This window comes from Qipengyuania rhodophyticola (genome assembly GCF_042493225.1).
Lineage (GTDB): Bacteria > Pseudomonadota > Alphaproteobacteria > Sphingomonadales > Sphingomonadaceae > Erythrobacter.
On sequence record NZ_CP170454.1, the window covers coordinates 1,744,318 to 1,769,129 of the forward strand.

General features: G+C 58.2%; 21 protein-coding genes. 5 read left to right on the forward strand and 16 right to left on the reverse strand.

Annotation, left to right across the window (positions count from 1 at the left end; all coding sequences use genetic code 11):
• Positions 1-32: 32 nt before the first annotated feature.
• Genes yacG through infA form a run of 4 tightly spaced genes read right to left on the reverse strand, consistent with a single transcriptional unit; the run spans position 33 to position 2,039 of the window.
• The gene (gene yacG / locus ACFCXQ_RS08230) at positions 33-218 is read right to left on the reverse strand and encodes a DNA gyrase inhibitor YacG (RefSeq protein WP_379549580.1); all 186 of its coding nucleotides are present in this window, start codon (positions 216-218) and stop codon (positions 33-35) included.
• Complete coding sequence (locus ACFCXQ_RS08235; protein ID WP_379549582.1) at positions 215-1,195, reverse strand: ribonuclease E/G; 981 nt, start codon at positions 1,193-1,195, stop codon at positions 215-217. The genes yacG and ACFCXQ_RS08235 overlap by 4 nt, the downstream gene beginning before the upstream one ends.
• Positions 1,188-1,760: a Maf family protein gene (locus tag ACFCXQ_RS08240; RefSeq protein WP_379549584.1), complete on the reverse strand. Its 573-nt coding sequence runs from the start codon at positions 1,758-1,760 to the stop codon at positions 1,188-1,190. Before ACFCXQ_RS08240 ends, ACFCXQ_RS08235 begins: the two co-directional genes overlap by 8 nt.
• An 18-nt stretch (positions 1,761-1,778) precedes the next feature.
• A complete protein-coding gene (gene infA, locus ACFCXQ_RS08245) occupies positions 1,779-2,039 on the reverse strand; it encodes a translation initiation factor IF-1 (protein WP_379549586.1) in 261 nt (86 codons plus the stop codon).
• A 200-nt stretch (positions 2,040-2,239) separates the two neighbouring features.
• On the opposite strand from infA, the gene ACFCXQ_RS08250 reads away from it, so the two are divergent.
• Positions 2,240-4,966, forward strand: coding sequence for a hypothetical protein (locus ACFCXQ_RS08250; RefSeq protein WP_379549588.1), 2,727 nt, complete (start codon positions 2,240-2,242; stop codon positions 4,964-4,966).
• A 32-nt stretch (positions 4,967-4,998) separates the two neighbouring features.
• On the opposite strand, the gene ACFCXQ_RS08255 is transcribed toward ACFCXQ_RS08250, so the two are convergent.
• From ACFCXQ_RS08255 to ACFCXQ_RS08270, 4 genes are all read right to left on the reverse strand, one after another.
• On the reverse strand, positions 4,999-5,787 hold the full coding sequence (locus ACFCXQ_RS08255) for an esterase/lipase family protein (protein ID WP_379549590.1): 789 nt from the start codon (positions 5,785-5,787) through the stop codon (positions 4,999-5,001).
• A 26-nt stretch (positions 5,788-5,813) separates the two neighbouring features.
• Positions 5,814-7,535 carry a WS/DGAT/MGAT family O-acyltransferase gene (locus tag ACFCXQ_RS08260; protein WP_379549591.1) on the reverse strand — a complete coding sequence of 574 codons (1,722 nt, stop codon included), beginning with the start codon at positions 7,533-7,535 and terminating at the stop codon, positions 5,814-5,816.
• 111 nt (positions 7,536-7,646) lie between these two features.
• A complete protein-coding gene (locus ACFCXQ_RS08265; protein ID WP_379549593.1) occupies positions 7,647-8,819 on the reverse strand; it encodes an NAD(P)/FAD-dependent oxidoreductase in 1,173 nt (390 codons plus the stop codon).
• Entirely contained in the window at positions 8,819-10,111 is a 1,293-nt protein-coding gene (locus ACFCXQ_RS08270; RefSeq protein ID WP_379549595.1) for an APC family permease, read from the reverse strand. The genes ACFCXQ_RS08265 and ACFCXQ_RS08270 overlap by 1 nt, the downstream gene beginning before the upstream one ends.
• A 95-nt stretch (positions 10,112-10,206) precedes the next feature.
• Between ACFCXQ_RS08270 and uvrC the strand changes: the two genes are divergently transcribed.
• Positions 10,207-12,150, forward strand: coding sequence for an excinuclease ABC subunit UvrC (uvrC, locus tag ACFCXQ_RS08275; RefSeq protein WP_379554598.1), 1,944 nt, complete (start codon positions 10,207-10,209; stop codon positions 12,148-12,150).
• A gap of 71 nt (positions 12,151-12,221) precedes the next feature.
• Positions 12,222-13,826, forward strand: coding sequence for an AbgT family transporter (locus ACFCXQ_RS08280; RefSeq protein WP_379549596.1), 1,605 nt, complete (start codon positions 12,222-12,224; stop codon positions 13,824-13,826).
• A 9-nt stretch (positions 13,827-13,835) separates the two neighbouring features.
• On the opposite strand, the gene ACFCXQ_RS08285 is transcribed toward ACFCXQ_RS08280, so the two are convergent.
• The 8 genes from ACFCXQ_RS08285 to hisG form a co-directional block, all read right to left on the reverse strand.
• Positions 13,836-15,053, reverse strand: a complete 1,218-nt coding sequence (locus ACFCXQ_RS08285; protein WP_379549598.1) for a cytochrome P450 — start codon at positions 15,051-15,053, stop codon at positions 13,836-13,838.
• Between the two features lie 17 nt (positions 15,054-15,070).
• Positions 15,071-16,546, reverse strand: coding sequence for a carotenoid oxygenase family protein (locus ACFCXQ_RS08290; protein ID WP_379549600.1), 1,476 nt, complete (start codon positions 16,544-16,546; stop codon positions 15,071-15,073).
• Positions 16,547-16,600: 54 nt separating this feature from the next.
• Positions 16,601-17,509 (reverse strand): acyl-CoA thioesterase, encoded by a 909-nt coding sequence (locus ACFCXQ_RS08295; protein ID WP_379549602.1) that lies wholly within the window; start codon positions 17,507-17,509, stop codon positions 16,601-16,603.
• A gap of 139 nt (positions 17,510-17,648) precedes the next feature.
• The gene (locus tag ACFCXQ_RS08300; RefSeq protein ID WP_379549604.1) at positions 17,649-19,763 is read right to left on the reverse strand and encodes a sodium-translocating pyrophosphatase; all 2,115 of its coding nucleotides are present in this window, start codon (positions 19,761-19,763) and stop codon (positions 17,649-17,651) included.
• Positions 19,764-19,924: 161 nt separating this feature from the next.
• Positions 19,925-20,752 carry a thiamine-phosphate kinase gene (gene thiL / locus ACFCXQ_RS08305; protein ID WP_379549606.1) on the reverse strand — a complete coding sequence of 276 codons (828 nt, stop codon included), beginning with the start codon at positions 20,750-20,752 and terminating at the stop codon, positions 19,925-19,927.
• Between the two features lie 23 nt (positions 20,753-20,775).
• Entirely contained in the window at positions 20,776-21,225 is a 450-nt protein-coding gene (gene nusB / locus ACFCXQ_RS08310) for a transcription antitermination factor NusB (protein ID WP_379549608.1), read from the reverse strand.
• Complete coding sequence (hisD, locus tag ACFCXQ_RS08315; RefSeq protein WP_379549609.1) at positions 21,222-22,511, reverse strand: histidinol dehydrogenase; 1,290 nt, start codon at positions 22,509-22,511, stop codon at positions 21,222-21,224. Before hisD ends, nusB begins: the two co-directional genes overlap by 4 nt.
• A complete protein-coding gene (gene hisG, locus ACFCXQ_RS08320; protein WP_379549611.1) occupies positions 22,511-23,188 on the reverse strand; it encodes an ATP phosphoribosyltransferase in 678 nt (225 codons plus the stop codon). Before hisG ends, hisD begins: the two co-directional genes overlap by 1 nt.
• A 53-nt stretch (positions 23,189-23,241) precedes the next feature.
• On the opposite strand from hisG, the gene ACFCXQ_RS08325 reads away from it, so the two are divergent.
• On the forward strand, positions 23,242-24,318 hold the full coding sequence (locus tag ACFCXQ_RS08325) for a DUF2332 domain-containing protein (protein WP_379549613.1): 1,077 nt from the start codon (positions 23,242-23,244) through the stop codon (positions 24,316-24,318).
• Between the two features lie 37 nt (positions 24,319-24,355).
• The gene (locus ACFCXQ_RS08330; protein WP_379549615.1) at positions 24,356-24,808 is read left to right on the forward strand and encodes a hypothetical protein; all 453 of its coding nucleotides are present in this window, start codon (positions 24,356-24,358) and stop codon (positions 24,806-24,808) included.
• The last annotated feature ends 4 nt before the right edge of the window (positions 24,809-24,812 follow it).

Here is a 24,812-nt window from a genome sequence, read left to right on the forward strand (position 1 = left end):
GAGGGAAATGTTGCCCATTCCCAATGAGCGCCTTAGTCGCGCTCCTCGCGGATGATTTTACCCGCGATCTCTTCCGGGCTCGCAGGGCGACCTGCAACCGCATATCCATCGCCAAACCACTGCGCTAGATCGCGGTCCTTGCAGCGTGTGGAGCAGAACGGCGTGTGTTCCTCGCTACGAGGTTTCTTACAGATCGGACAGGGTTTGGTAGATGTCATGATGCGATAATCTGCGCCTGTGCAGCCTCCAGCGCAAGGGTGGGATTGATCTCGACCCGCACTTCTTTGCCTGTGCGCTCTGCCAATTCGAGCAACCAATGCTCCTTCAGCTTTGCCTTGAGTGCGGGATGAACTGTGAGCAGCAGCACTCTGCCAGTCCCCTCGGCCATCTCCGCGCGGCGCAGCGCCATACGCGCGCAGGCACCAACCCGCGAGGTGGCAAAGCGGTGCAGCAGCGAAGGCCCCTCAAGCCGTGCTACCAGCTGCACAAAGCCAAATCCGTTCATCGCCGTGCGCTCATGCGGCCAGTCGGCAAGTGCTGCTGCAAGGGCTGCATCCACGTCTTTCCGACCTGCCTTGTCAGGTATTGTCGGGAAGTCGATACCGATAGAACCGCCCAGATCAAACCAACGCAGTGCCTGCGCGATGGCAGGTACGGCGGCGAGGGCCAGTTCGCGCGGGAAACCCTCGCCATCTATGTCGATGAGCGTCATGGCGGGAGTTGTCGAAATGAGGATGCTGCCGCCCGGAAACGCGAGTTCGCCAAAGGAGGCGGTGTCCCAAACCTCTTCCCAAAGGCCCGATGGAAAGCGGCGAACAGACTTTCCTGTGGTGAAGACCGATGCTGGCGGAATGGCATCGCTTGGTTGATCGCCAAAATAGCGCCCCTGCGCGCGCTTCAGCCGTCCTCGTTCTGCGATAGGCTCGCGGGTAATTATCAGCCTCACATCGCCGCCTTCGCTAGCCTCGCGTGGGAGGCCGTCGGCGTTGATCTCAAACCCTTGCGCGCTGACGCAAAGCGCGCGGCCTGACTGGGGCTTGCGCGACACAACCTTCGCCATCAAAATCGTACGAGCACAAATTTTGCTGAGCCAGAATTGTTTCGCGGCGACGACCTGGCCCTTGTCGATCAGCAGCGCACGGCTTTCGCCGATGCCTTCTTCAACGAGCCATTCCGGGCCATCTGCGTCAGGCAATTTTGAAACCCGCAGCTTTTAGCATGGCGCGTGTCTCATAAAGTGGCAGGCCCATGACGCCAGAGAAGCTTCCTTGTAGCGAGACGATCAGCCCCTCTGCAGAGCCTTGAATGGCATAGCCGCCGGCTTTGCCGTCCCATTCGCCTGAGGCAAGGTAAGCGGCGATTTCTTCATCGGAGAGGCGCTTAAAGCGCACGATGCTCTCGCTCAGTTTCTTGCGTAAAGAACCGTCTGGCGCCCGCAATGCCACTGAAGATAGTACGCGGTGGCGTCGTCCGGAAAGCAATTCAAGGCAAGCCCGCGCGCTCGCTTCATCCTCGGTCTTGGGCAGAATCCGGCGGCCCGCCGCGACCACTGTATCGCCCGCCAGAACGAAGCCATCGGTCTCGACTGCAAGCGCCTTCTCGCGTGCCATGCGCATGGCATAGTTGCGCGGAAGTTCACCCTTGGCCGGGGCCTCGTCAATGTCCGCTGGTACGATGGCATCAGGTTTCACGCCAAGCCGTGCGAGTAGTTCGCTGCGCCTTGGGCTGGCTGATGCAAGTGTTAGCTTAGGCGCGCTCATCCTGGCGAGCCGGAGCGCTTATGCCGGGCCAGGGCCCTGGCCAGGGCCGCCGCTACGGCCAGGCATAAACCGGTATGTGATCCGGGCCTTGGTCAGGTCATATGGGGTGAGTTCGCACAGCACCTCATCACCTACAAGAACACGGATGCGGTTCTTGCGCATCTTGCCCGCAGTGTGGCCGAGCACTTCATGGCCATTTTCAAGCTCAACCCGGAACATCGCATTGGGCAGCAATTCCACCACCTTGCCGCGCATTTCGAGGAGTTCTTCTTTTGCCATGTAATCCGATATTCCGTGTATTGTGTTCGTTGAGCGGCGGCATGTAGCGACGACGGGCGCAAAAGGGAAGCCTTTGCCCGAAATCGTCCCAATTCGATAAACAGCATTGGGAACCCGATCTGCGACAATCCGTTACGATTCCTAACCTTGTCTTGCGCGCGGTGATGGCTCATTCGCCGCGGTGCGGGGGGATTAAGAATGTGAGGCCTAAGCTCCCGATGCGTGCAATTCGACATCTGCCAATGCTGGTGCTTGGGCTTGCCGCCTCGGTTTCTGCTCAGGATAGTTCTGAGCGAGAACGCCCTGCGCCGGGTGATCCGGGCGACATCGTTGTGATCGCGGACCGACTGCCGGAACAGCTCGATGTTCCGCAAGCGCCTTTGGTGGAGCTTGATGCTGCAGATATCGCCGGATTTGGTGCAGGTTCGATCGAAGAACTGGTTGCTCAGCTTGAGCCTGCGAGCGGTTCGACGCGCGGACGCGGCGGCGGCGGTCGCCCGGTATTCCTGATCAACGGCATCCGCGTCAGCAGTTTTCGCGAGTTCTTTCGCTATCCGCCTGAGGCGCTGGCGAAGGTTGAGGTTCTGCCTGAGGAAGTAGCGCAGCGCTTTGGCTTTCCGCCAGATCGCCGCGTGCTCAATTTCATCTTGAAGAAGGACTTTTCGAGCCGTGAGATAGAGGTCGAATATGAGCAGCCAGACCGTGGAGGTTACTCCCGCACCGAGCAGGAATTCGGGTTACTCAAAATTGCGGGAGGCGGGCGGCTCAATCTCAATTTTGAGCATAACGACACCTCGCTGCTCACTGAGGCTGAACGAGGAATAACTCAGACGCCCGGTAGTATCCCTGAGGTCGCTGGCGATCCTGATCCGGCTGCGGCGCGCAGTTTGATTGCGGATTCGCGCGGGTTTGAGGCATCAGCCAATTGGGCAAAGGCCTTTGTCGAAAGCGGTTCCTCGCTCAGCCTGACGGGGAGCTTTGAGCGGGGTGAGAGCCGCAGCCTTTCTGGTCTCGATACGGTAACGCTTGCTGATTCGCTTGGCCAAAGCCTCCTGCGTACGTTCAATGGCGATAACCCACTGGAAGTGCGACGCAGGACCAATGAAGGCGAGTTTGCGCTGGGCTATACGCGGCAAATCGGGACCTTTCAGCTAACTGCGACAGGCAATGCGAGCATCGCCGATACGCGTACACAGATTGACCGGCTGGTTGATACGAGTGGTCTTGTCGCTGATGCGGCGAATGGCTTGCTGGCCATTGATGGCGCGATCCCCGCGGGCGCTGATGCGGGCTTCGACATCGCCAATACGCGCACGCTCGGCGCAAGTCAGAAGGTCACCTTGCGCGGGCGGCCTCTCTTACTGCCCGCGGGCGAACTGGGGCTGACTTTTGACTTTGGCTACGATTGGAACCGCATTGAAAGCGACGACACGCGCAGCGCGCTTGATACGCGGCTGACCCGCGGGATTATCGAGGGTGGGGCCAATGTGGCGGTGCCGCTGACCAGCCGGTTTGAGGGCGTTCTCGGTGCGCTCGGCGATTTTGCGGCTAATTTTCAGCTCGGTTTCAATGATTTATCGGACTTCGGCACGCTTTATGACTGGAGTGCGGGGCTGACGTGGGAGCCGTTCGACGATCTGCAATTGGGCGTGACTTACGTGGACAATGAAGCAGCACCTTCGCTGGCTTTCCTCGGCAATCCACAAATTACCAGCTTCAATGTGCCGGTTTTTGACTTTTCGCGCGGCGAGACTGCGTTGGTGACTGTCACCAGTGGCGGCAACCCTGACTTGCTGGCTGAGACACAGCGCGATTGGAAGTTTAGCGCCAATTGGAAGCTACCGATTGGCGGCAATCACCGGCTCAATATTGAGTATGTCCGCAACCGGTCCGATAATGTCTCGCAAGGCTTCCCTGCGCTCACCGACGCGATTGAGGCGGCGTTTCCAGATCGTGTGACGCGGGATGGCGCAGGCCAGTTGATTGCGCTCGATAGGCGCGCGGTGACTTTTGCTGAGACGCGGGCTAATCGCTTGTCGATCGGCCTTAACTCGCGCGGTAGGTGGGGCAAAGCTCGCCCTTCAAGCAGCCGGCCGGAGGGAGTAACGCCCAGTGGTGCAACAACCCCAGCGGCGCCTGCATCAAGGGAGGGCCGCCGAGGGGCGCCAAATGCTGAGCGCTTCGCCGCAATCCGGGCGGCACTGTGCAAGGACGAACCGGACCTCAGCGCGCTGCCTGAGCGGATGCAAGCGCGGCTGAAGCGCGAAGATGGCACGGTTGATCCAGAACGCCTTACCCGGGTGAAGGGGCGGATTTGTAGCGAAGAGGCTGCAAATTTGGTGCGGGGCGGTGCTGGCGAGGCTCGCGGCGGAAGTCCCGTCCAAGCTGGGAGAGGTCGCGGCGGCGGCCGAAACCCCGCGGCAAGGTTCGGCGGTCGCGGCGGTGACGGGCGCGGGCGTTACTTCCTCTCGCTCACCCATACGATTGAGCTCGACAATACCATTTTTATCGCGCCGGGTGTCCCCTTGCTTGACCAGCTTGATGGCGATTCTACTTCAGCCTTTGGCCTCGCGCGTCATTCAACGCGGCTCTCCTCCGGAATATTCCGTGGCGGCATGGGCATGCGCATTATTGGCAATTACACCGGTTCTGCGCGGGTCAATGGTTCAGGACTGCCGGGCAGCACAGATCTTGCTATCGACGATTTGGCCACATTGAACCTACGCGTGTTTGCCGATTTGGGGCGCGTCTTCGGGAAAGAAGACGGCTTTATGCAGGGGCTGCGATTGAGCCTGCGCGCTGATAATGTCTTCGATGGCCGCCGCATTGTACGCGATGAGAACGGCGACACACCGCTGCGCTTTCAGCCGCTGCTGATTGACCCGACCGGGCGCTATCTGGGTATCGACATTCGCAAGCTGTTTTGAGTCCGCGGCTGGCCTCAGTTTGGAGACTGATCTCAGTGGATCAGGCGTGAGCGCGGGAACATCAGGCTTGCAAGCCCTTTGGCTTCGAAGGGATGCCAATCGTCTTCATCCTGCGCGAGCCGGTCAGCAATCGCTAACATCACGCTGGGGTTTACACCAAGGCCGCAATGGCTGGCGAGAACTTCGATATTCTCGCATTGATCGCCGGCAGCCTGCACAGAACCGCGCCAATGCACCACACCATCAGTTTTGGTCAGGATGGATGTAGTGGGAACGGGCGGCGCAGTGGCCAAATCCTGAAACTGACCTTGCTTGATCGGCTCTGGCTCTTCACCATTCAAATATTCAAAAAGTTTGCGAGCATTGGTGTGATCGCGATTATCGCTAATAGGGCTACCAAGTGAGATGACCTGACGCACCTTATCGGGCATCATTTTGGCAAGCTCCCGGGCAAACACCCCACCAAGGCTCCATCCTACGATAGAGATCTTACCGCCGGTTGCTTTGTAATGGTCTGCAACGCGCTCAGCCATCGCCTCAACGCGTTCATTATCAACGCGGATATTACGGCCTAAATCCCAGCCGACAGCATCATAACCCAGATCGTTCAGTAGTTTGCGCATTGGGCGCGTGGAGCCGTCTGAAGCCATAAAGCCGGGGAGCACCAATACGCCGTGGCCATCACCTTTGGGCAAATGCGACATGAGTGGGCGCAATGCGAAAAAGCTCGCAAGTTCCCCCATCGCGCGGCCTGGTTCGGCCAGTGTGAGCAGCTTATGCGGTGGGCGCGCAGCGTGGCTCTCTGTTTGTGTCGCTGTCATTGTTTTGGACCCCTCCAGGTACTTTGCTATTTCTTTTTGGGCTTGGCTGCCCGCTTCTTCGCGGCGGGTTTTACCTTTGGCTTACTCGTCGTTCTTGTCGCAGTTTTGCGCTTTGCGGCTGTGCGTTTCGCTACTGCTTTCTTCGCCGCAGTCTTGCGCGGGGTTACAGTCTTCGCCGCAGATTTACGCGGGGCCGCCTTTTTGGCAGTCGAAGCCTTCTTCGCTGGTGCCTTCTTAGCAGCCGCTTTCTTTACAGACGGTGACTTGGCTTTTGCGGTCTTTTTGGGAGCCGCCTTCTTTGCCGCAGCTTTCTTTACCGGCTTCCCGCCCCCATTTTGGGCCAGATCGCGCAGTTCTTCGAAGCTATCTTCGATGCACTGCACATAAAACTCTGGGTCAGGCAGCAGCTCGCGGCAGGCGGTGAAGCTGATCGTTGCCTCATCGACGTAAGACTGAACGACATGTCCGAGGCCCATGCCATCGGTCAGGCAGACAAGCCCCATCTGACTGTCTAGCCGCGCGCCGCTTGAATAAATCGGAATTGGCGGCCCGGGCACATTGGTGACAATCGTCGAGAAGGGCGGGCGGATCGTGTTGGCAAGCCCAAGTCGCGTATAAAGCTGCGCGCCGAGCGACATGTATAGCGCAGGGCTGACCTTGCTCACCTCGGTCATATTACGCGCGCCCACCGCGTCGGTCATCGCCTTGGAATTGACCGTCCGGTCATGGACATAGGCTAGCCGTTCGGCGGGATCTTCAATATGCGTGCCCAGCGGCGCGACCATGGCGGCGACCTGATTGCCCATATCGCCTTTTTCCGACTTAGAGCGGACCGAGATTGGCGCCATCGCAGTGAGGGTTGCCTTGGGCAGATCATCCTTTGCGAGCAGATACTTACGCATCGCTCCGCCCACGATGGTCAGGAATACATCATTGACCTTGCAGCCCGGCGCGAGCGCTCTGATCGCCTTGATATCGGCAAGTGGCAGGCTGCGGCCTTCCACGACGCGGGACGACGAAATTGGTTTGTTGAAGCGTGTTTTCGGTGCCAGCATTTCGCGCGACACATCAAACTCTTTTGCGACTAAGCCTTTGAGAGCTTTCGCGAGACCCGGCGCTGCTTTCGCTGCGACTTCCATCTGCTTTAGCGGGTTGGTGACTGCGCTGATGTAGGAACGGCCCAGCAGTTCTACCGGGTTAGGGACCTTCTCCGGTTCCCAAGCGTCCGGAGTGTTCGGTGCTGGCTCTTCAGGGACCAGCGTGTGCATGGCCTCAAGCAGGTCTACGCCGCTCATCCCGTCAATTGCGGAGTGATGCACCTTGGTGACCATCGCGTAGCTGCCAGGGGCAACGCCTTTGATATTGTCGAGACCTTCGACAACCGTGAATTCCCATGGCGGACGTTCCAGATCTAGCGGACGCGAAAAGATCCGTGCTGCTTGGATGCAAAGCTGGCGCCAATCACCGGGCTTTGGCAAAGCGATGTGCCGAACATGGTACTCCAGATCAAAATCTGGGTCTTCAATCCAATAGGGATAATCAAGATCAAACGGCACGCGAACGAGCCGCTGTCGCACGGTTTTGCTGAGCTGTAGCCGGCTCTCAAAGAAGTTCAAAATGTCTTTGAAACGGACAAATCCGCCCGGTGCAGTCTCAGGATTATAGATCAGGATTGAGCCGATATGCATCGGAGAGTTGCGCGTCTCCAGCGCAACAAAACTTGCATCCATTCCCTGGAGCTGCCGCATCTAATTCTCCCGCCTCGACCACATCTTATAATTTTATTGCGCGGTCGGACCTGCTCTTCACAGGTTTGATACACCTGCCTAGCACGATTGTGCGGTGCGTCAAATTCGTGCTTAGAGCGCGTCCCCGGCCGCAACGCCGCTCGCCCAGGCCCATTGGAAATTATACCCGCCAAGCCAGCCAGTCACATCAACAGCCTCGCCAATAGCGTAGAGACCTGGAATGTTCTTTGTTTCCATTGTCTTGGAGGAGAGCTCTGCGGTCGAAATGCCGCCCACGGTGACTTCGGCCTTGGCGAACCCTTCCGTGCCATTGGGGCGGAATTCCCAGCGGGCAAGCCGCTCTCCAGCGCTTTTTAGAACCTTGTCGGACGTATTGGCGAGTTCATTCGGCGCGCTCAGCTTTTCGGCAAGAATATCGGCCAAGCGGTCCGGCAGGTGCGTCCGCAGGGAGCTTTTAAGGGTGGCACGAGGATTTTCCGTCTTTGCGGTGATCAGCCAATCAATAGGTAAATCTGGCAGGAAATTGATCAGAATGGGCTCGCCCGGCGACCAATAAGACGAGGCTTGCAAGATCGCCGGACCCGACAGGCCGCGATGGGTGAAAAGCGCGGCTTCGGAAAAACTAGCCTTGCCCGCAGTTGCGCAGACGGGCGCTGAGACCCCGGAAATTTCGCGGAAGAGCACTTCTTCGCCGCCTAGCGTCAACGGGACGAGGGCGGGGCGCGGCTGGACCACTTTCAGGCTAAATTGCCGCGCAAGTTCATAGGCAGAGTCGGTGGCGCCCATTTTTGGGATCGACGGCCCGCCGGTAGCAATCACCAAATTATGCGCCGCATAGGTGCCGGTTTGAGTGGTTACGAGATAGCCGCTCTCATGCTCAACAGCGCTCACGTCTTCACCGCATCGAACCTCGACGCCTCCCTTTGCGCATTCGCTAAGCAGCATATCAACAACCTGCTGAGCGGACTCGTTGCAAAACAGCTGGCCCAGCGTTTTCTCATGCCAAGCGATGCCATAGCTTTCGACCAGCTCGAGAAAATCTTGCGGCGTGTAGCGCGCGAGGGCCGACTTGGCGAAATGCGGATTGGCCGAAAGGAAGTTCTGAGGGCCGGCGTTGATGTTCGTGAAGTTGCAGCGTCCACCGCCTGAAATCAGGATTTTTTTGCCGGGTTTTGACGCGCGTTCCAGCACCAAAACACGATTACCGCGCTGCCCGGCTCGCGCTGCACACATCATTCCAGCGGCGCCGCCGCCCAGCACAATCGCATCATACAGATTGGACATCAATCGAGACGCGGCTGCGCTGGCGCCGGACTCGCCTCTGGAGTCCGCTTGGCTAGAAAGTAAAGGCCCGTTCCGACAAGCAGGATCAGCCCCATCATGGTGAAGGCCTCCGCGCTGGCATGGCTGGCAACCCATACTGAGCTCACTAAGGCGAACAGACAGATTACCGCGCTCGTCACCGAAATACGCCCTTCCTTACGCTCGATAACAGGTAGTGCCAGCGTGCAGATCAGATATGTCAGCATACGCGCCAGAGTGCCGGCAATTGCGAGGAACTCAAACCCATCCCAAAGGCTCATAAGAACAGAAATCGTACCGAAGAAATAGATTGCATTGGCCGGTGTTCCCCAGCGTGAGAGGCCCATAAACCAGCGGGGCAGCATGCCTTGCTCAGCCATGCCATACATCAGGCGCGGTGTGGCGATACCGCCATTGAACGTGTTTGCGCCAATCGAAATAGCCGCCGCAATGACAATCATCAGCGTGCCGAAATCACCCATGATTGCGCTGCCTGCAGCTGCTAGCGAGTTTGGTGCATCGCTTTCACCAGGTGCGATTGCGAGGTAGGCCCAGATTACGGCCATGTAGATCGCCGTGACAATGCCTAGGCCCATGATCAGCCCTGCGGGCACGTCGCGCTTGGGTTTTTTCATCTCGCCCGCAGACAGAACCACAGCTTCAAATCCAATGAAGGCGTAATAGGTTAGCAAGACCACGCTCTCAACTGCGCCGAACTCAGGCAGGATGATCGGGCCTCCGCTGAGGCCAGCCCACATTGCCGCGCCTACGAGGATGACCAGCGGGGCGAATTTAATCACCGTCATCAGCCCAAGCGTGCCAACCGATTGGCGCATGCCGAACAGGTTGATCGCCAGCATGGCAAGAATGATCGACATCACAGCGACAGGACGCACAGTTGGGCCATCCAGCACGGGCCAGATCGCGGCGAGATAGGTGACCATGACATGCGTATTAGCGGCCAGGGTTGTCATGGATGATGCAAGCCGCGCCCATCCGGCCTGAAATCCCACAAAGCGACCGAAAGCAGCTTGTCCGTAAAGAATGGGCCCACCATGATGATCGAACCGCGAGGCCAGGCGAGCGAATACCAAGATCAGCGGCAGGAACAGCAATCCGCCCAGCAGCATCAACCAAGGGGCGAAGCTACCGACAGCGGCGACGAGAATGGCTGGTAGCGCAAATATCCCTGCGCCGATCATACCATTTACGGTGAACAGCGTGGTCCCGACCGGGCCGACAGTTCTGGGCGGTGAAGTAGTTTGCTCATTCATGGCGTCGGGGCGTGCCCGCAATCGCCAATAACTGCAAGCGTTCCTCCACAGCCAGTATGTTGAGAATGCGCGCGCTACAGACTATCTCGCCAATGATGGCTCGCACTCCAGCTGGAACTCCGCATGACCCGCGCGGCAAGGAACGCTTCAATGAGGAGCGGGCGGCTTACACCGTGGCGAGCGCTAAGCCAGATTTGGAAGCGGGCGTCACAGCTATTCGCGAGACCGTCAAAACGCTGAAGCCCCAGCCGGGCGTATACCGCATGCTCGATACGCGCGGCGATGTGCTCTACGTGGGCAAAGCACGCAGCCTGAAGGCACGCGTGGCCAATTACACGCATGTTGCCGGGCTCACCAACCGGCTGCAACGCATGGTCAGCCAGACGCGCCGTATGGAAATTGTCACCACGGGATCAGAGGCGGAGGCGCTGCTACTCGAAGCGCAGCTGATCAAGCGCTATCGCCCGCCGTTCAACGTGCTGCTGCGGGACGACAAGAGCTTTCCATTCATTCTGCTGCGTTCAGACCATGAGTTTCCGCGTATCATGAAGCATCGCGGTGCGCGGCGAACCAAAGGCAATTATTATGGACCGTTCGCAAGCGCGGGCAGCGTCAACACTACCATCAACGCTCTGCAAAAACTGTTCCTGCTGAGAAGCTGCACGGACAGTTTCTTCAACAATCGCGACCGGCCATGTCTACTCTATCAGATCAAGCGCTGCTCAGCTCCGTGCGTGGGGCGGATTGATGCGGATGGCTATGGTGAGCTGATGCAAGAGGCTAAGGATTTCCTGTCGGGCAAATCAGGTGCGGTGCAGGCCAAGATCGAGAAGCAGATGGCCAAGGCGGCCGAAGATCTCGACTTTGAAACTGCCGCGATCTTGCGCGACCGGCTGCGCGCGGCGACCTTCATTCAAGGCTCGCAGGCCATCAATGCGAGCGGTGTCGGCGACGCAGATATCTTTGCCATCGCCAGCAAGAATGGTCAGATGGGCATCCAGGCGTTTTTCGTGCGCGGCGGACAGAATTGGGGACATCGCGCTTTCTTTCCCACCCACACTAAGGACGTGGAAGAGGGTCAGGTCCTCGCTAACGTGATCCTACAATTTTACGAGGAAGTTCCTCCGCCGCCCATGGTTTTGGTTGATCGGGAATTGCCAGAAACTGAGCTGATTGAGGCGGCGCTGTCAGAGCTGGCCGACAAGAAGGTCAAGCTGTCCGTCCCCCAGCGCGGCGACCGTCGCAAGTTAATGAATCAGGCGAGTCGCAATGCGGTGGATGCGCTGGACCGGCGGCTCGCGGAAAGCGGTACCAAAGCCAAGCTTAACCGAGAGCTGGCGGAGTTCCTTGAGCTGGATGAACCGCCGCAGCGGATCGAGGTGTACGACAACAGCCACATCCAAGGCGCGAAAGCTGTCGGCGCAATGATTGTCGCCTCGCCAGAGGGCTTTGAGAAAAGCCAGTACCGAAAGTTCAACATCAAATCCGCGCAGACCAATGATGATTTCGGGATGATGCGGGAGGTGATGGAGCGGCGCTTTGCCCGCGCGATGAAAGACGACCCCGACCGCGAAAAGGCCGGAGTGTGGCCTGATCTTGTGCTCCTCGATGGCGGCAAGGGGCAGATGAGCACCGTGCGTTCTACGCTGGCGGAATTGGGCATTGAGGACGTGCCGCTGATTGCGATTGCCAAGGGACCGCATCATGGCCGCGAGGGGCGCGAAGTGTTCCACTTTCCTGATGGGCGCGAAAAGACGCTGCCGACCAATTCGCCACTGCTCTATCATCTTCAGCGGCTACGGGATGAAGTGCACCGGTACGCGATTGGCGCACACCGGGCCAAGCGCAGCAAAGCGATCACTGCGAGCCCGCTGGACGAGATCCCGGGTATCGGTCCGGCTCGCAAGCGCGCGCTCCTTCTATATTTCGGAACGGCGAGCAAAGTGCGCGCAGCCTCTTTAGAGGACTTGCAGCGCGCGCCCGGCGTGAGTGACAAGGTCGCACAGCAGATCTATGATTTTTACCACGCAGGCGGTTAGCCGGGAACTTGTGCGGCTTTCGTTCAGTTTTAGCAGTTTAGCCTCCGCTAAGCGCAATATGGAGAACACGTATGGCCGATGGCCAGCAGCCAGTCGCTGACGCAGCACCAATGCCAAAGCGCAATGCTTTCACCCGCTTCCTCGACGGTGTGGAGTGGCTGGGCAATTTGCTTCCGCATCCGGTCACGCTGTTCGCGATACTCGCGCTTGGCATTGTTTTGCTCTCTGGCCTGCTTGGCTGGATGGGTGTGGCAGTCGCTGACCCGCGCCCCGCCGGTGCGAATGGTGTTGCAGAGGACGGTATGATCCGCGCAGTAAGTCTGATGGACGGCGACGGCATACGGCGCATTTTCACCAATCTGGTCGGCAACTTCACCAGCTTTGCTCCGCTCGGCGTTGTGCTGGTTGCGATGCTCGGAGTGGGCGTGGCGGAGAAATCTGGGCTCTTATCGGCGGCTGTTCGCAGTATGGTACTGGGCGCGCCGAAGAATCTCGTCACGGTTGCGATTGTGTTTGCGGGGATCGTCTCCAACACCGCATCAGAGGTCGGCTATGTCGTTCTGATCCCGCTCGCCGGCGCGATTTTCTATGCACTTGGGCGCCACCCTCTGGCCGGTATGGCTGCGGCGTTTGCAGGCGTTTCGGGCGGCTATAGCGCGAACTTACTGATCGGTACGATTGACCCACTGCTCGCCGGGATCACGCAAGAGGCCGCGCGTTTGATCGATGACGACTACACCGTGGTTGCGACCGCCAATTGGTACTTCATGGTCGCCTCGACCTTCCTCATCACGCTGCTGGGCTCGCTGGTGACGATCTTCGTCGTGGAGCCCAAGCTGGGGAAATACGACCCCGCGCTGGCTGATCCGACCATTCTCGATGACCGGATGATGGAGGAGGTCAGCGACACAGAGCGCAAGGGGCTGCGCTGGGCTGGGCTCGCACTGCTCGGTGTGTTGGCATTCATGGCTTTGACGCTCATCCCCGAATGGGGAGTGCTGCGCAATCCAGACAATGGCGACCGGATTGATAGCCCATTCTTCGACGGCTTTGTGGTTTGGATCCTCATTTTCTTTGTCGCGCTCGGCTATGCCTATGGCCGCGCGGTTGGGACGATGAAGACTGACCGCGATGTGATTGACGCCATGGCGGCGGCTTTGTCTTCGCTTGGTCTGTATATCGTGCTGGTGTTTTTCGCCGCGCAATTTGTCGCGTTTTTTGGCTGGACAAATCTGGGCGCGATCACGGCGGTGACGGGGGCGAATTTCCTGGTCGAGACGGGAATGACTGGCCCCTCGATCTTCTTCATGTTCATCTTGCTCTGCGCGCTCATCAACCTCTCGCTGGGTTCGGCCAGCGCGCAATGGGCGGTCACCGCCCCGATATTCGTGCCCATGCTAATGCTGGTGGGCTATTCGCCCGAAGTCATTCAGGCGGCTTATCGGATCGGCGATAGCACCACCAATATCATCACGCCGATGATGAGCTATTTTGGACTGATTTTGGCATGGGCGACGCGGTATAAGAGCGATCTTGGCGTCGGCACGATGATCGCGATGATGCTCCCATACTCAATGGTCTTCATCGTCTTCTGGTCAGTATTCTTCTATCTTTGGACGTTTGTTCTTGGGCTGCAAGTTGGCCCCGGCTCGCCGACATTCTATGTGACCGGATAGGCTGCCTAGTCATCGCGGAACGATTTTCACGGGCATGTGAGTGAAGCCATGAAGGAAGCAGCTTGGCAAGCGCTCCCATTCGCCGGCCTTCTCGATCCGGATGTCCCGCCGCAGGATTTCTTCGATGTAGATCCGTAATTGCAGTTCTGCGAGGCGCGCACCAACGCAGCGATGAACTCCGAAGCCAAAGCCAATGTGGCGTCTTGAATTTTCGCGCGACACGTCGAACTGATCGGCATTCTCGAACAGCGTCTCATCCCGATTGCCTGAAAGATACCATAGGATCACCTTTTCTCCCTTGCGGATCAATTCACCATCGAGCTCATAGTCCTCCGTCGCGGTACGCCGCATATGGGCGACGGGTGATTGCCAACGGACTATCTCGCTTGCCGCATTAGGCACGAGTGATGGGTCTTTGTGCAGGAGATCGAGCTGATCAGGATAACGATGGAATGCATCGATCAGCCCGGACATGGAGTTGCGCGTGGTGTCGTTTCCGCCAACAATCAGCAGCGCGATATTCCCCATCCGCTCAGCAGCGGGCATATTGCCCATCGCTTCTGAATGGATGATTCGGCTCATTATATCATCGCTAGGCGGCTGAGCTTTCTTCTCTTGCAGCAAGCGGTCAAACCGCATGAGCATTTGCATCATCTGCTCCTGCCAAAGCGCGGTGCGTTCTTCGCTTTGATCGGGCGTGACCTCGCTCGCCCAATCAGACCAGCGTTTTAGGTCGCGCCATTCCTCCCACGGAAAGTCGAACAGCACGCAAATCATGCCGATCGTCAGCGGGATGGATACCTCCTCCACCCAATCGAACACCTCGCTTTGAGGCAGGCCATCAAACAGTTCTGTCACGCGCTGGCGGATTTCAGCTTCGCGGCGGTTCATCTCACTAGGGTTGAAACTGGGCTGCACGACCCGGCGCTGCTCAGTGTGCTGGGGTCGGTCCATGGCGATAAAGTTATCGAATTGGACCTCTTCCCGCGCGTCCTGAATTGTGATCGAGCGATGTGAGCTGAATATATCCGGGAGCGCTTCAACTTGTTGGATCAAGCGATGCGAGCAGGCTGACCAATATGGGCCATAATCGCTGTCGGAGTGCCAAGCCAAAGGTGTTTCCTTGCGCATCTTCGCAAAGGGTGTTTGCCAACGATCTTCGACATAAAGCGCGTTATCGCTGAGATCGATATCGGCAGTGGGGCGCTGGATTGACTGGCTAGCCATGAGCTTCCTTTCCAATTCTATTTTTTGGCTAGGTCCATTTCTAGCTGCTCTCTCTCGACCCATGTCGAATGCACGCCGCTGCTGATCTTGTGCGGTAGCTTCGCTCGGCAAATCGGGCCTTTGGTAACGTCGCTTGCATCGAGGATTGCGAGCTCGCTGGTGCCAGTGTTCTCGTCAATCAAGAAGGTGACCAAATACGCGTCGTCTTCCTTGGCAGAACCCTGTTTTGGCACCACCGGGCTCTCGCTAGCATAGACACCCTCGGGAAGCTCGAACACTTGCTCCTCGCCGGTCTGCGTGTCGTGCCTGACATAGCCATTGAACAGGAACCAGCCCGGCTTGGTGGTGGTCGACCAGACATAGCGGCTCTCACGCATCAGATAGTCTGGGTTGATCATGCCAAACTCGACCACACGGTCAGTCAAGCGCTCCTCGCGTGTCTCACCCGTCTTCAGGTTAAACCGCCAACGATGCAGCTTTGATTGGAAAGAGTGCTCATCAACATAAGCCATCATATGGCTATATTTGCCCATCTCCTCAATCGGATCGGGCATGGGTTTGTCTTGGTAATAGCCCTCCAGGACAACTTCATCACCGTCTTCATGAGCATTCGTCCAATGTAGAACGTAAGTCGGTGAGGCTTCGAACCAGCGGATGTCTTCTGGTTGGCCATGACGCGGGATAAGGGCGAAACGGGTTGGTTCATCGTCATGTATCCGCGCCGCGTGGATATCGCGCTTAAGCAGGTCTGCATCCCAATAAAGCGGCATGTCATTGAGGATCGACCAGTTCTTGGTGATCGCCATATCGTGAGGCAGGCGCGGGCCAGCCAGCGGGATCGGCACGTAATGCACCAGCTTCCCGGCCCGGTCGACCACGCCGTAATGCATATAGGGCGCGTGCACGCCGTAATTGAAGAACATCATCTCGCCGGTCTCTTCGTCAACCTTTGGATGAGCAGAGACGCCATCAAGCGGCCCCCATGGCGCTTTGCCGAGATTTTCAAGCGTAACCGGGTCCATCATCCAGGCTTCGCCGCATTGGTAGAACGTCGCGTATGCGATGCCTGCATGGACAATAATGTCTGTGCTGCCCGTATCTTTCAGTCCGCCATGCGCGCCAAAACCCGGCCGTTTTGACGTACCGGATGGGTCCATTAAGCCGCCCCACAATGCGCTGCCTGCGATTTGCTCTTGGTCAAAACAATGGGTGCGCACGTAGCGATTGCGATAGCTTGCCTTACCACCTGATATGTTCACTTGATGGACCATCGCATCACCATCAAATGGGTGATGGCGGCCAAGCGGCTGGTGCACCGGATTTTCAGTGTTGCGTAGGTAGATCCCGTCAATATCAGGCGGAATTTCGCCCTCGATAACCTCCAGTTCGTCCACCGTCACCTCCTCGTGACACGGCGTCCATGGGCCGGAGAGATAGGGATGATTGCTGGGTTCTAGCGTGTGTTTGAGCGGTGCTTCGCGGGTGATCTGCATTCGGGGCGTCCTCTTCGCTGGGAGGATGACTGCACTTGGTCAGACGTGCAAGCTCTATCCGCTGTGCTTACTCTTCCGCCTGCGGATCATGCCTTCCTGCGCAACACTCGCGACGAGCTCGCCTGCGCGGTTGAAGATGCGCCCGCGATTGAATCCGCGCCCCGACCCTGACCACGGGCTGTCAGTGGCATAGAGCAGCCATTCATCGGCGCGCGCTTCTCGGTGGAACCAGATGGTGTGATCAAGGCTCGCCCCAACCAACTCGCCACGCATCCAGGACAGACCGTGAGGCAGGGCGCTTGTGCCCAGCAGCGTGAAGTCGCTAGCATAGGCGATGACCGCGCGGTGCATGGCAGGGTCGCCTGGCAGCGGAGCTACTGTGCGAAACCAGCTATGAGCAGAAGGTTCTCGCGGCTCGCTGTTCATCCAGTGCAGCTTGTCGCTGGTGCGCATGTCGATGGGACGCGGGCGAAGCATCATTTTGCGCTGTGCCTCAGGCATCCGGTCACCGATCTTGTCGACCATCTCGCGGCGTACCTCCATGTCCGGTTTCAGATCCTCGGGCGGCGGGACGTCCGGCATGGTGTAATCATCATGCGTAAGCCCTTCTTCGGCGCGCTGAAAACTCGCGGTCAGATTGAGGATCGGCTGCCCATTTTGGCTGGCGACAACGCGACGATTGGCAAAGCTGCGCCCAGTGAAATCGCGGGCAGTCTCATAATCAAGATCAACGCCTTCTTCGCCGCCGCGCAGGAAGTATGCGTGCAAACTATGTGCAGCGAAACCTTCGGGCGCGGTGGCCTGCGCGCTTTGCAGCGCTTGCGCGATCACCTGGCCACCAAACACGCGGCCCATTCCGCCGGGCTGCTGCGGGCCGGAAAATTGGTCTTCGCTCTGCTGTTCGACGGTGAGCAGACGAACGAGGCCAGCTACTAGCTTTTCTGGATTGGGAGTATCAGTCATTGCGCGCTTCTTGGGCGGACGGCGCGGATGCGTCAACGCGTAGTTCGCCTGAGCAATCAACGATCCACGCAAAACAAAGGGGCGCAAAGAGTTTCCCCCTCGCGCCCCTCAATTTCAGCAAGCAAACTGCTTAGATCACTCAGTGACCGCCAGCGAGCGCCGCGAGCAGAAGCAGCGCGACAATGTTGGTGATCTTGATCATCGGGTTGACGGCCGGGCCAGCGGTATCCTTGTAAGGATCGCCAACCGTATCGCCCGTCACCGCAGCTTTGTGAGCTTCAGAGCCCTTGCCGCCATGATTGCCGTCTTCGATGTATTTCTTCGCATTATCCCATGCGCCGCCGCCGGCGGTCATGGAAAGCGCCACGAAGATGCCCGAGACAATAACACCGAGGAGCAATGCGCCGAGGGCCGCAAACGCATTAGCCTGATCTGCAACCAGAAGGATCGCAAAGTAGACAACGATTGGCGCCAGTAGTGGCAGCAGCGAAGGCACGATCATTTCTTTGATCGCAGCCTTGGTCACAAGGTCCACCGTGCGGGCATAGTCAGGGCGGCTAGTGCCATCCATAATGCCCTTGTCCGCAGCGAACTGCGCACGCACGTCAACAACCACATCGCCAGCCGCGCGGCCAACAGCGGTCATGCCCATCGCTCCGAAGAGGTAAGGCAAAAGTGCGCCGAGCAGCAAACCAACAATCACATAGGGGTTCTCAAGGCTGAAGCTAACGTTCAGATCAGGGAAGAACTCTTTGAGATCGGCAGTATATGCGCTGAACAGCACGAGTGCCGCTAGACCAGCTGAACCAATGGCATAGCCCTTGGTCACAGCCTTAGTGGTGTTACCCACGGCATCAAGCGCATCGGTTTTTTCACGAACGCTCTCATCCAGCTCGGCCATCTCAGCAATACCCCCGGCATTGTCAGTGACAGGGCCGTAGGCATCGAGCGCTACAACCATACCTGCCAGCGCGAGCATGCTCGTCGCGGCAAAGGCAATGCCCATGAGGCCAGCCAGCTGATAGGTCACGATGATGCCGATCACGATTACGATGGTCGGCAATGCAGTGGACTCGAGGCTAATCGCCAGACCCTGGATCACGTTGGTGCCGTGGCCAGTCTCAGATGACTTAGCGATAGAGCGAACCGGGCGGTATTCCGTGCCGGTGTAATACTCTGTGATCCAGATGATGAGCCCAGTAACCGCTAGGCCAACCATCATCGCCCAGAACAGGCTCATGCCGGTAAAGATCTGCTCACCGAGCGTATATTCCGTGCCGAGGCCAATCGCCGCATCCGTTGCGAAATAGATCGCCGGGATTGACAAAACTGCCGTGGTGATGAAGCCCTTGTAGAGCGCGCCCATGATGTTGTTCGATTTGCCCAGACGGACAAAATACGTCCCGATGATCGAAGTGACGATGCAGGCACCGCCAACGATCAGCGGTAGTGTCATCAGCGCCTTGAGTTCATCAGCGGCAAGGCCAGTGAACAGCAAGGCGGTGAGGACCATCGTCGCACCAACAGTCACAACGTAAGTCTCGAACAAGTCAGCGGCCATACCAGCACAATCGCCAACATTATCGCCCACGTTATCGGCGATGGTCGCCGGGTTGCGTGGATCATCCTCGGGGATACCTGCTTCAACCTTGCCAACAAGGTCAGCACCAACGTCAGCAGCTTTGGTGAAGATACCGCCGCCCAGACGCGCGAAGATTGAGATGAGTGAAGCACCGAAAGCGAGACCAACCAGCACGTCGATAATCTGGCGCTTTTGACCAGCATCAGTGAGGCTCAAATTCATCACATCGGTTAGGACATAGAAGAAGCCTGCAATCGCCAGCAAGGCAAGGCCAGCGACCAGCATGCCGGTGACAGCACCCGCGCGGAATGCCACGGTAAGGCCTTCTTGCAGACCTTTGTCAGCAGCAGCGGCCGTACGCACATTCGCGCGCACCGAGATATTCATCCCGATATAGCCCGCAACGCCCGACAGAACCGCGCCGACTACGAAACCGATAGCGGTTAGCAGTCCCAGCGGCGTGAACGCGATAATGACCGCGACTACAACGCCCACGATGCCGATCGCGGTGTATTGGCGATTGAGATAGGCTTGTGCGCCTTCTTGAATAGCGCCCGCAATTTCTTGCATCTTGGCATTGCCGGCGTCCGCGCCGAGCACTTGGCGGCTGGTGATGAAGCCGTACACGACGGCCAGCAGTCCCAGCACAATGGAAATAAGAACTAAGTCCACAAAAACTCCCCTCAAAATACACTTTACGCGCCTCGCTGTTACGGGCGCGCTCGGGGCGTGGGTATATCGCTCATTAACATTGTGGCAAGGGTGTTGTGACGGTGTTTTTGCCGAGCTGTGCATTGTCGGCACAATCAGCACGCTCCGTCAGAATAGACTGATCAGTGTTGATAACCGAGTTGGTCGGGCTCTGAGATCAGTTCGCCATCAAGCCAAAGTGGCGCGATATCATGCGCTATGACGTGCCCGATCTTAGTCGCTAGGACGGGCAATTCCGCATCTTCTGGAGCCGTGAACAGCAGCTCATAATCGTCACCCCACCGCATGCATTGTGCCCTGCGTGCTTCGTCAGCGACGGGAACATACTTGCTCGCAATATCGAATGTGCAATTGCTTGCTGTGGCCATACGGTAGGCGTCAAGCAGCAGTCCGTCTGAGACGTCCATCATTGCGGTGACATGCGGCGCGAGCGTTTGTCCTTCTGCTAAAGACGGGCGGGGGCGGTTGAATGCGTCGAGGTGTTCCGCCGCGCCTTCAAAGCCAAGCATGGCCCGGCCCAAGATCCCAGTGACATAAATTGCATCGCCTACCCGGGCTCCGCTACGCGAAGGGACTGGTGTATGCGTTGCTTTGCCAATTGCAGTGAGACCGAAAACACTCGGCCCCTTAGTGGCGATCGTGTCCCCGCCGAGAAGCAGGACGTTATGGGCGCGTAGTGCCTTTTCGAGACCAACGATAAAACGCGCACTATCGGCGCTAAGGCAATGGCCCAGTAATACGCCAACCGGCTGCGCACCTTTGGCGGCCAGGTCTGAGAGATTTGTGGCGACCAGTTTCCACGCGACATCGGCCATATCGGCGTCGGCTCTAAAATGGGTGCCTTCCGCCATCATATCATGCGTGATGATAAGCGTTTCGCTGCCAAGCTCCAGCACAGCGCAATCATCTTCTAACCCGCGCGCGCTCGGGTGAAGCGGTAGCGCGCGCAAAGCAGAGATGAAATCAGCCTCGTTTATGGTCTTGTCTCGCCAGCAACAGCATCCAACACGCCATTTACGAACTTCGCTTCGCGGTCATCGAAGAAGGCTTTGGCCACATCGACATATTCGCTGATCGCGCTGGCCGTTGGTACGTCAGCGCGGGCGAGCAATTCATAGCTGCCAGCCCGCAGGATTTGCAGCATGGTCTTGTCGAGCCGCGCCAATGTCCAACCTTCGGCAAGTCGTGAGACGAGCAAAGCATCGATCTCCTCGCGCCGGGCATCAACGCCGCTTACGATATCATCGAAGAAATCGACCTCCGCGTCGGCATATTGGTCATCCTCAATTTCCTGACCCAGGCGGTGCTGATGAAACTCATCCAGCAGTTTGGTGAGCGCGGTACCTTCCATATGCTGCTGATAGAGCGCCTGAACGGCGGCAAGGCGCGCGGTTGAGCGGGCTTGAGAACGAGGAGCTGTCATTTTAATCTCAATTCGATCGATTTGGCGTGTGCTGGCAGCCCCTCGGCCTCGGCCAGACGCACGGCAGCAGGGCCGATTGCAGCCAGCGCCTCTGGGCTCGCATCGATGAAGCTGGTGCGTTTCATAAAGTCAGTGACAGACAGCCCGCTGGCAAAGCGCGCACGCCGTCCCGTGGGCAGTACGTGATTGGGTCCGGCGATATAGTCGCCCACAGCTTCCGGCGTGGTCCGGCCAAAAAAGACGCTGCCCGCATGACGCATTTGCTTGAACATCGCTTCTGGATCAGCGACGGCAAGCTGCGCATGTTCAGCTGCGAGCTTGTCTGAGAGCGGTACCGCATCAGCCAGTTTCTCAACCACAATAATGAGGCCGTGATCCTGCCAGCTTTGCGTCGCCGTTTTTGTGGTCGCAAGTGCGGCGAGTTGTACACTCACGGCGTCCGCTACTTGCCGTGCAAACTCCGCATCGTCGGTAATCAGGATAGACTGGCTTGAGGGATCATGTTCGGCTTGGCTGAGCAAGTCCGCAGCAATCCAATCAGGATCATTGTCTCGATCGGCAACCACCAGAATTTCGCTTGGCCCAGCGACCATATCGATGCCGACTACACCAAAAAGCTGGCGCTTCGCCTCGGCGACCCAAGCATTTCCTGGGCCGGTGACAACATCGACGCGGGCGATCCGATCGGTGCCATAGGCCAATGCGGCCACCGCCTGCGCGCCGCCAATGCGCCACATCTCGTCAACGCCTGCAATGTGCGCGGCGGCCAGCACTAGAGAGTTGACTTCGCCCTTAGGCGTCGGGGTCATCACAGCAAGCCGCTCAACCCCGGCGACCTTGGCTGGGATTGCGTTCATCAGAAGCGACGATGGGTAAGCTGCCCGCCCGCCAGGCACATAAAGCCCGGCCGCATCAACTGCAGTCCAGCGCGCGCCAAGCCGCATGCCGATCGCATCAGTGTAGTCACGATCTTCGGGCATTTGCCCTTCATGATAGGTGCGAATTCGCTCCGCTGCGACCTCAAGTGCATCGCGCAAATCGGGATCTAGCGCAGCATGCGCTGCTGCGCATTCTTCCGCGGAAATTTGCCAGCTGGCATCGCTGTTTAAGTGGTGGCCATCGAAGCGCGCGGTGTAATCGGACAATGCAGCGTCTCCGCGTAGGCGCACCTCACTAAGGATAGCGGCGACATCGCGGCTGACATCAGCGTCGCTCTCGCGGCGGTCGTTGACGATCTGAGCAAAGGCTTTCTCAAACCCGTCATCACTTGCGCGGAGAAACTGCATTACGCGGGTTCCTGCAGCGCGCCATCGCGCGAGCGCTGAGCAGCGTCAGCGCGAAACGCTTCGACCAATGCCGCAACGCGCGCATCGGTTTTGAGGGCTGCCCGGTTGACGATTAGACGTGCGGAAATGTCCATAATTTTGGCAGTTTCAACGAGGCCATTCTGCTTCAGCGTACGGCCAGTGGAAACGAGATCCACGATCCGACCAGCCAAACCTAGCTCGGGCGCGATTTCCATCGCACCGTTCAGCTTAACGCATTCGGCCTGAACGCCGCGCTGCTCAAAATGCCGACGTGTGATGTTCGGATATTTGGTTGCGACGCTCAAATGGCTGGCGTGGCTGCTTGCAATTGCGCCGCCGACCGGTTCCGCAACGGACAAATGGCAGTGACCAATGTCGAGGTCGACAGGCGCGTAGAGGTCGGCATAGTCAAACTCTTCGATCACGTCAGAGCCCACGATACCTGCTTGCGCCGCGCCATGCGCCACGAAAGTTGCCACATCAAATGCGCGCACCCGGATCAGCCGCATATCATCGCGCGTCGTCGCAAAAGTCAGCGAACGGTTGGCCTTGTCGTGAAAGCCACCCTCCGGCACCACGCCTGCGCGCGCCATAACGGGCAGGGCCTCGTCCAAAATGCGCCCCTTGGGCACGGCGAAGGTAAGCTGGTTCGACATATCGAGGCCAGATAGGCAATGCCCTCACAAAGGGCAACGCAGAAAGGGGCAGTATGGCAGATAGCGCACTTATGGACATGGCATCTGTGCCGGAAGGGATCGAATGGCAGGCTCGCCACGCCGAGGAAGCTGGGGCGCCTGGCACTGCCAAAGTTATCCGCGCGGTGCTGGCTTTGCTTGATGGTGAGACGGCGACTGGACGGCGAATTGCCGGATGGCAGGGACTCGTAGTAAAAGACGCGATGCCGCTGCGCATTGCGGGCGGCTTGCACAATCTGGTGCTGACCGGCGCAGATAAGCGGCTAGCGGATGTTTACGCTGGCCGTATGGTCGATCAGGCGAGCGTCGATACGCTCGTTTGTGAGCTGGTCGAGGCCTATGATGCGCGGCTTCTGCCGTGGCTTGATGGGCCGCCGCAAACGAATGAAGCAGGGCGTTCGGCCAGTCTGATGGCGGGGCTCATGTGGCTGTGCGATCATGTGCCGCGCCGCTTTGAAATGCTGGAACTGGGCGCAAGCGCGGGCATCAATACGATGATGGAGCGCTATCATTACGACTTAGGTGGGGTGAGTGTCGGGCCGGAAGATAGCCCAATGCGGATAGTGCCCGAGTGGCGAGGGAGCGCGCCGCCTGCGGACGCGCCAGAGATTGTTGCCATCCGTGGCTGCGACATTGCGCCGGTCGATCTGAGCGATCCTGAAGCCGCGATGAGGCTCAAAAGCTATGTCTGGCCGGAGGCGACTGCGCGTATGGGCCGGATTGATGCAGCGGTCGCCTTGGCCGAGAAGCGCGTGCCCGATGTGGTGCAGGCAGATGCGGCTACCTTCGTGCAGGAAGCCTTGGCGAAACCGCAAGCACCCGGCGTGACCCGAGTGTTGTTTCACTCGATTGTGTGGCAATATATCCCGCCAGAGCAGCAGAAGATCGTCGAGGCAGAGATGGCGCGCGCAGCGGAACACGCTACCGCTGATGCGCCGCTCATCTGGCTAATGCTGGAAACTAATCGCGAGACGTTCCGTCATGAATTAACTGCACGGATCTGGGATGGTGACCAGCAGAAGGGCGAGCCCAATCTACTCGCCACCGCGCATCCGCATGGCGCGTGGGTGGAGTGGCTAACTGATAGATAAAGTTGCTATTTAAAACTTATTATGGTAAGTGGATAGCATGTCGAACAAGCTACCCTATGCCGATCTGTCTTTGGAGGAAGCGCTGGAGCTGTTTCGCGCAGACAATGATCTCAGTGCTAAGTACCGCGATATGCGATCCGAGGCGCAGCAGCATTTTGAGCGGCACGATATCGTGCATGTCCTGTTTGGTCTTGATACGACTATGCGGGAGGAGGCTCAGGCTGATGCTTGGACCCTGCTTGGCACCGATGTATCCTGGAGGGACATTGCGGACTTTGCGGCTTTGCCTGAGGAAAAAGAACTGGTCGGCGATATCGGCTGGTGGCCCATCACCAAGGCATATTTTCGAGGGCTACCAGACTATGCGCGTATCGCTTGGCGATCCCGCAAGCTTCGCAAGAAATGGAGTTGGGCCGACTACGCTCCTTACCGCTCATTGCGCGTCGGTTCGATCCGGCGCGAGTTCGGGATTGACAAGGCGCTCGCCTAGCCCA

Excerpts from the sequence above, each read along its gene's own strand:
- yacG (WP_379549580.1), bottom strand. The coding sequence starts at position 218 with ATGACATCTACCAAACCCTGTCCGATCTGTAAGAAACCTCGTAGCGAG.
- ACFCXQ_RS08240 (WP_379549584.1), bottom strand. The coding sequence starts at position 1,760 with ATGAGCGCGCCTAAGCTAACACTTGCATCAGCCAGCCCAAGGCGCAGC.
- infA (WP_379549586.1), bottom strand. The coding sequence starts at position 2,039 with ATGGCAAAAGAAGAACTCCTCGAAATGCGCGGCAAGGTGGTGGAATTG.
- ACFCXQ_RS08255 (WP_379549590.1), bottom strand. The coding sequence starts at position 5,787 with ATGACAGCGACACAAACAGAGAGCCACGCTGCGCGCCCACCGCATAAG.
- ACFCXQ_RS08260 (WP_379549591.1), bottom strand. The coding sequence starts at position 7,535 with ATGCGGCAGCTCCAGGGAATGGATGCAAGTTTTGTTGCGCTGGAGACG.
- ACFCXQ_RS08265 (WP_379549593.1), bottom strand. The coding sequence starts at position 8,819 with ATGTCCAATCTGTATGATGCGATTGTGCTGGGCGGCGGCGCCGCTGGA.
- ACFCXQ_RS08270 (WP_379549595.1), bottom strand. The coding sequence starts at position 10,111 with ATGAATGAGCAAACTACTTCACCGCCCAGAACTGTCGGCCCGGTCGGG.
- uvrC (WP_379554598.1), top strand. The coding sequence starts at position 10,207 with ATGGCTCGCACTCCAGCTGGAACTCCGCATGACCCGCGCGGCAAGGAA.
- ACFCXQ_RS08280 (WP_379549596.1), top strand. The coding sequence starts at position 12,222 with ATGGCCGATGGCCAGCAGCCAGTCGCTGACGCAGCACCAATGCCAAAG.
- ACFCXQ_RS08285 (WP_379549598.1), bottom strand. The coding sequence starts at position 15,053 with ATGGCTAGCCAGTCAATCCAGCGCCCCACTGCCGATATCGATCTCAGC.
- ACFCXQ_RS08290 (WP_379549600.1), bottom strand. The coding sequence starts at position 16,546 with ATGCAGATCACCCGCGAAGCACCGCTCAAACACACGCTAGAACCCAGC.
- ACFCXQ_RS08295 (WP_379549602.1), bottom strand. The coding sequence starts at position 17,509 with ATGACTGATACTCCCAATCCAGAAAAGCTAGTAGCTGGCCTCGTTCGT.
- nusB (WP_379549608.1), bottom strand. The coding sequence starts at position 21,225 with ATGACAGCTCCTCGTTCTCAAGCCCGCTCAACCGCGCGCCTTGCCGCC.
- hisD (WP_379549609.1), bottom strand. The coding sequence starts at position 22,511 with ATGCAGTTTCTCCGCGCAAGTGATGACGGGTTTGAGAAAGCCTTTGCT.
- hisG (WP_379549611.1), bottom strand. The coding sequence starts at position 23,188 with ATGTCGAACCAGCTTACCTTCGCCGTGCCCAAGGGGCGCATTTTGGAC.
- ACFCXQ_RS08325 (WP_379549613.1), top strand. The coding sequence starts at position 23,242 with ATGGCAGATAGCGCACTTATGGACATGGCATCTGTGCCGGAAGGGATC.
- ACFCXQ_RS08330 (WP_379549615.1), top strand. The coding sequence starts at position 24,356 with ATGTCGAACAAGCTACCCTATGCCGATCTGTCTTTGGAGGAAGCGCTG.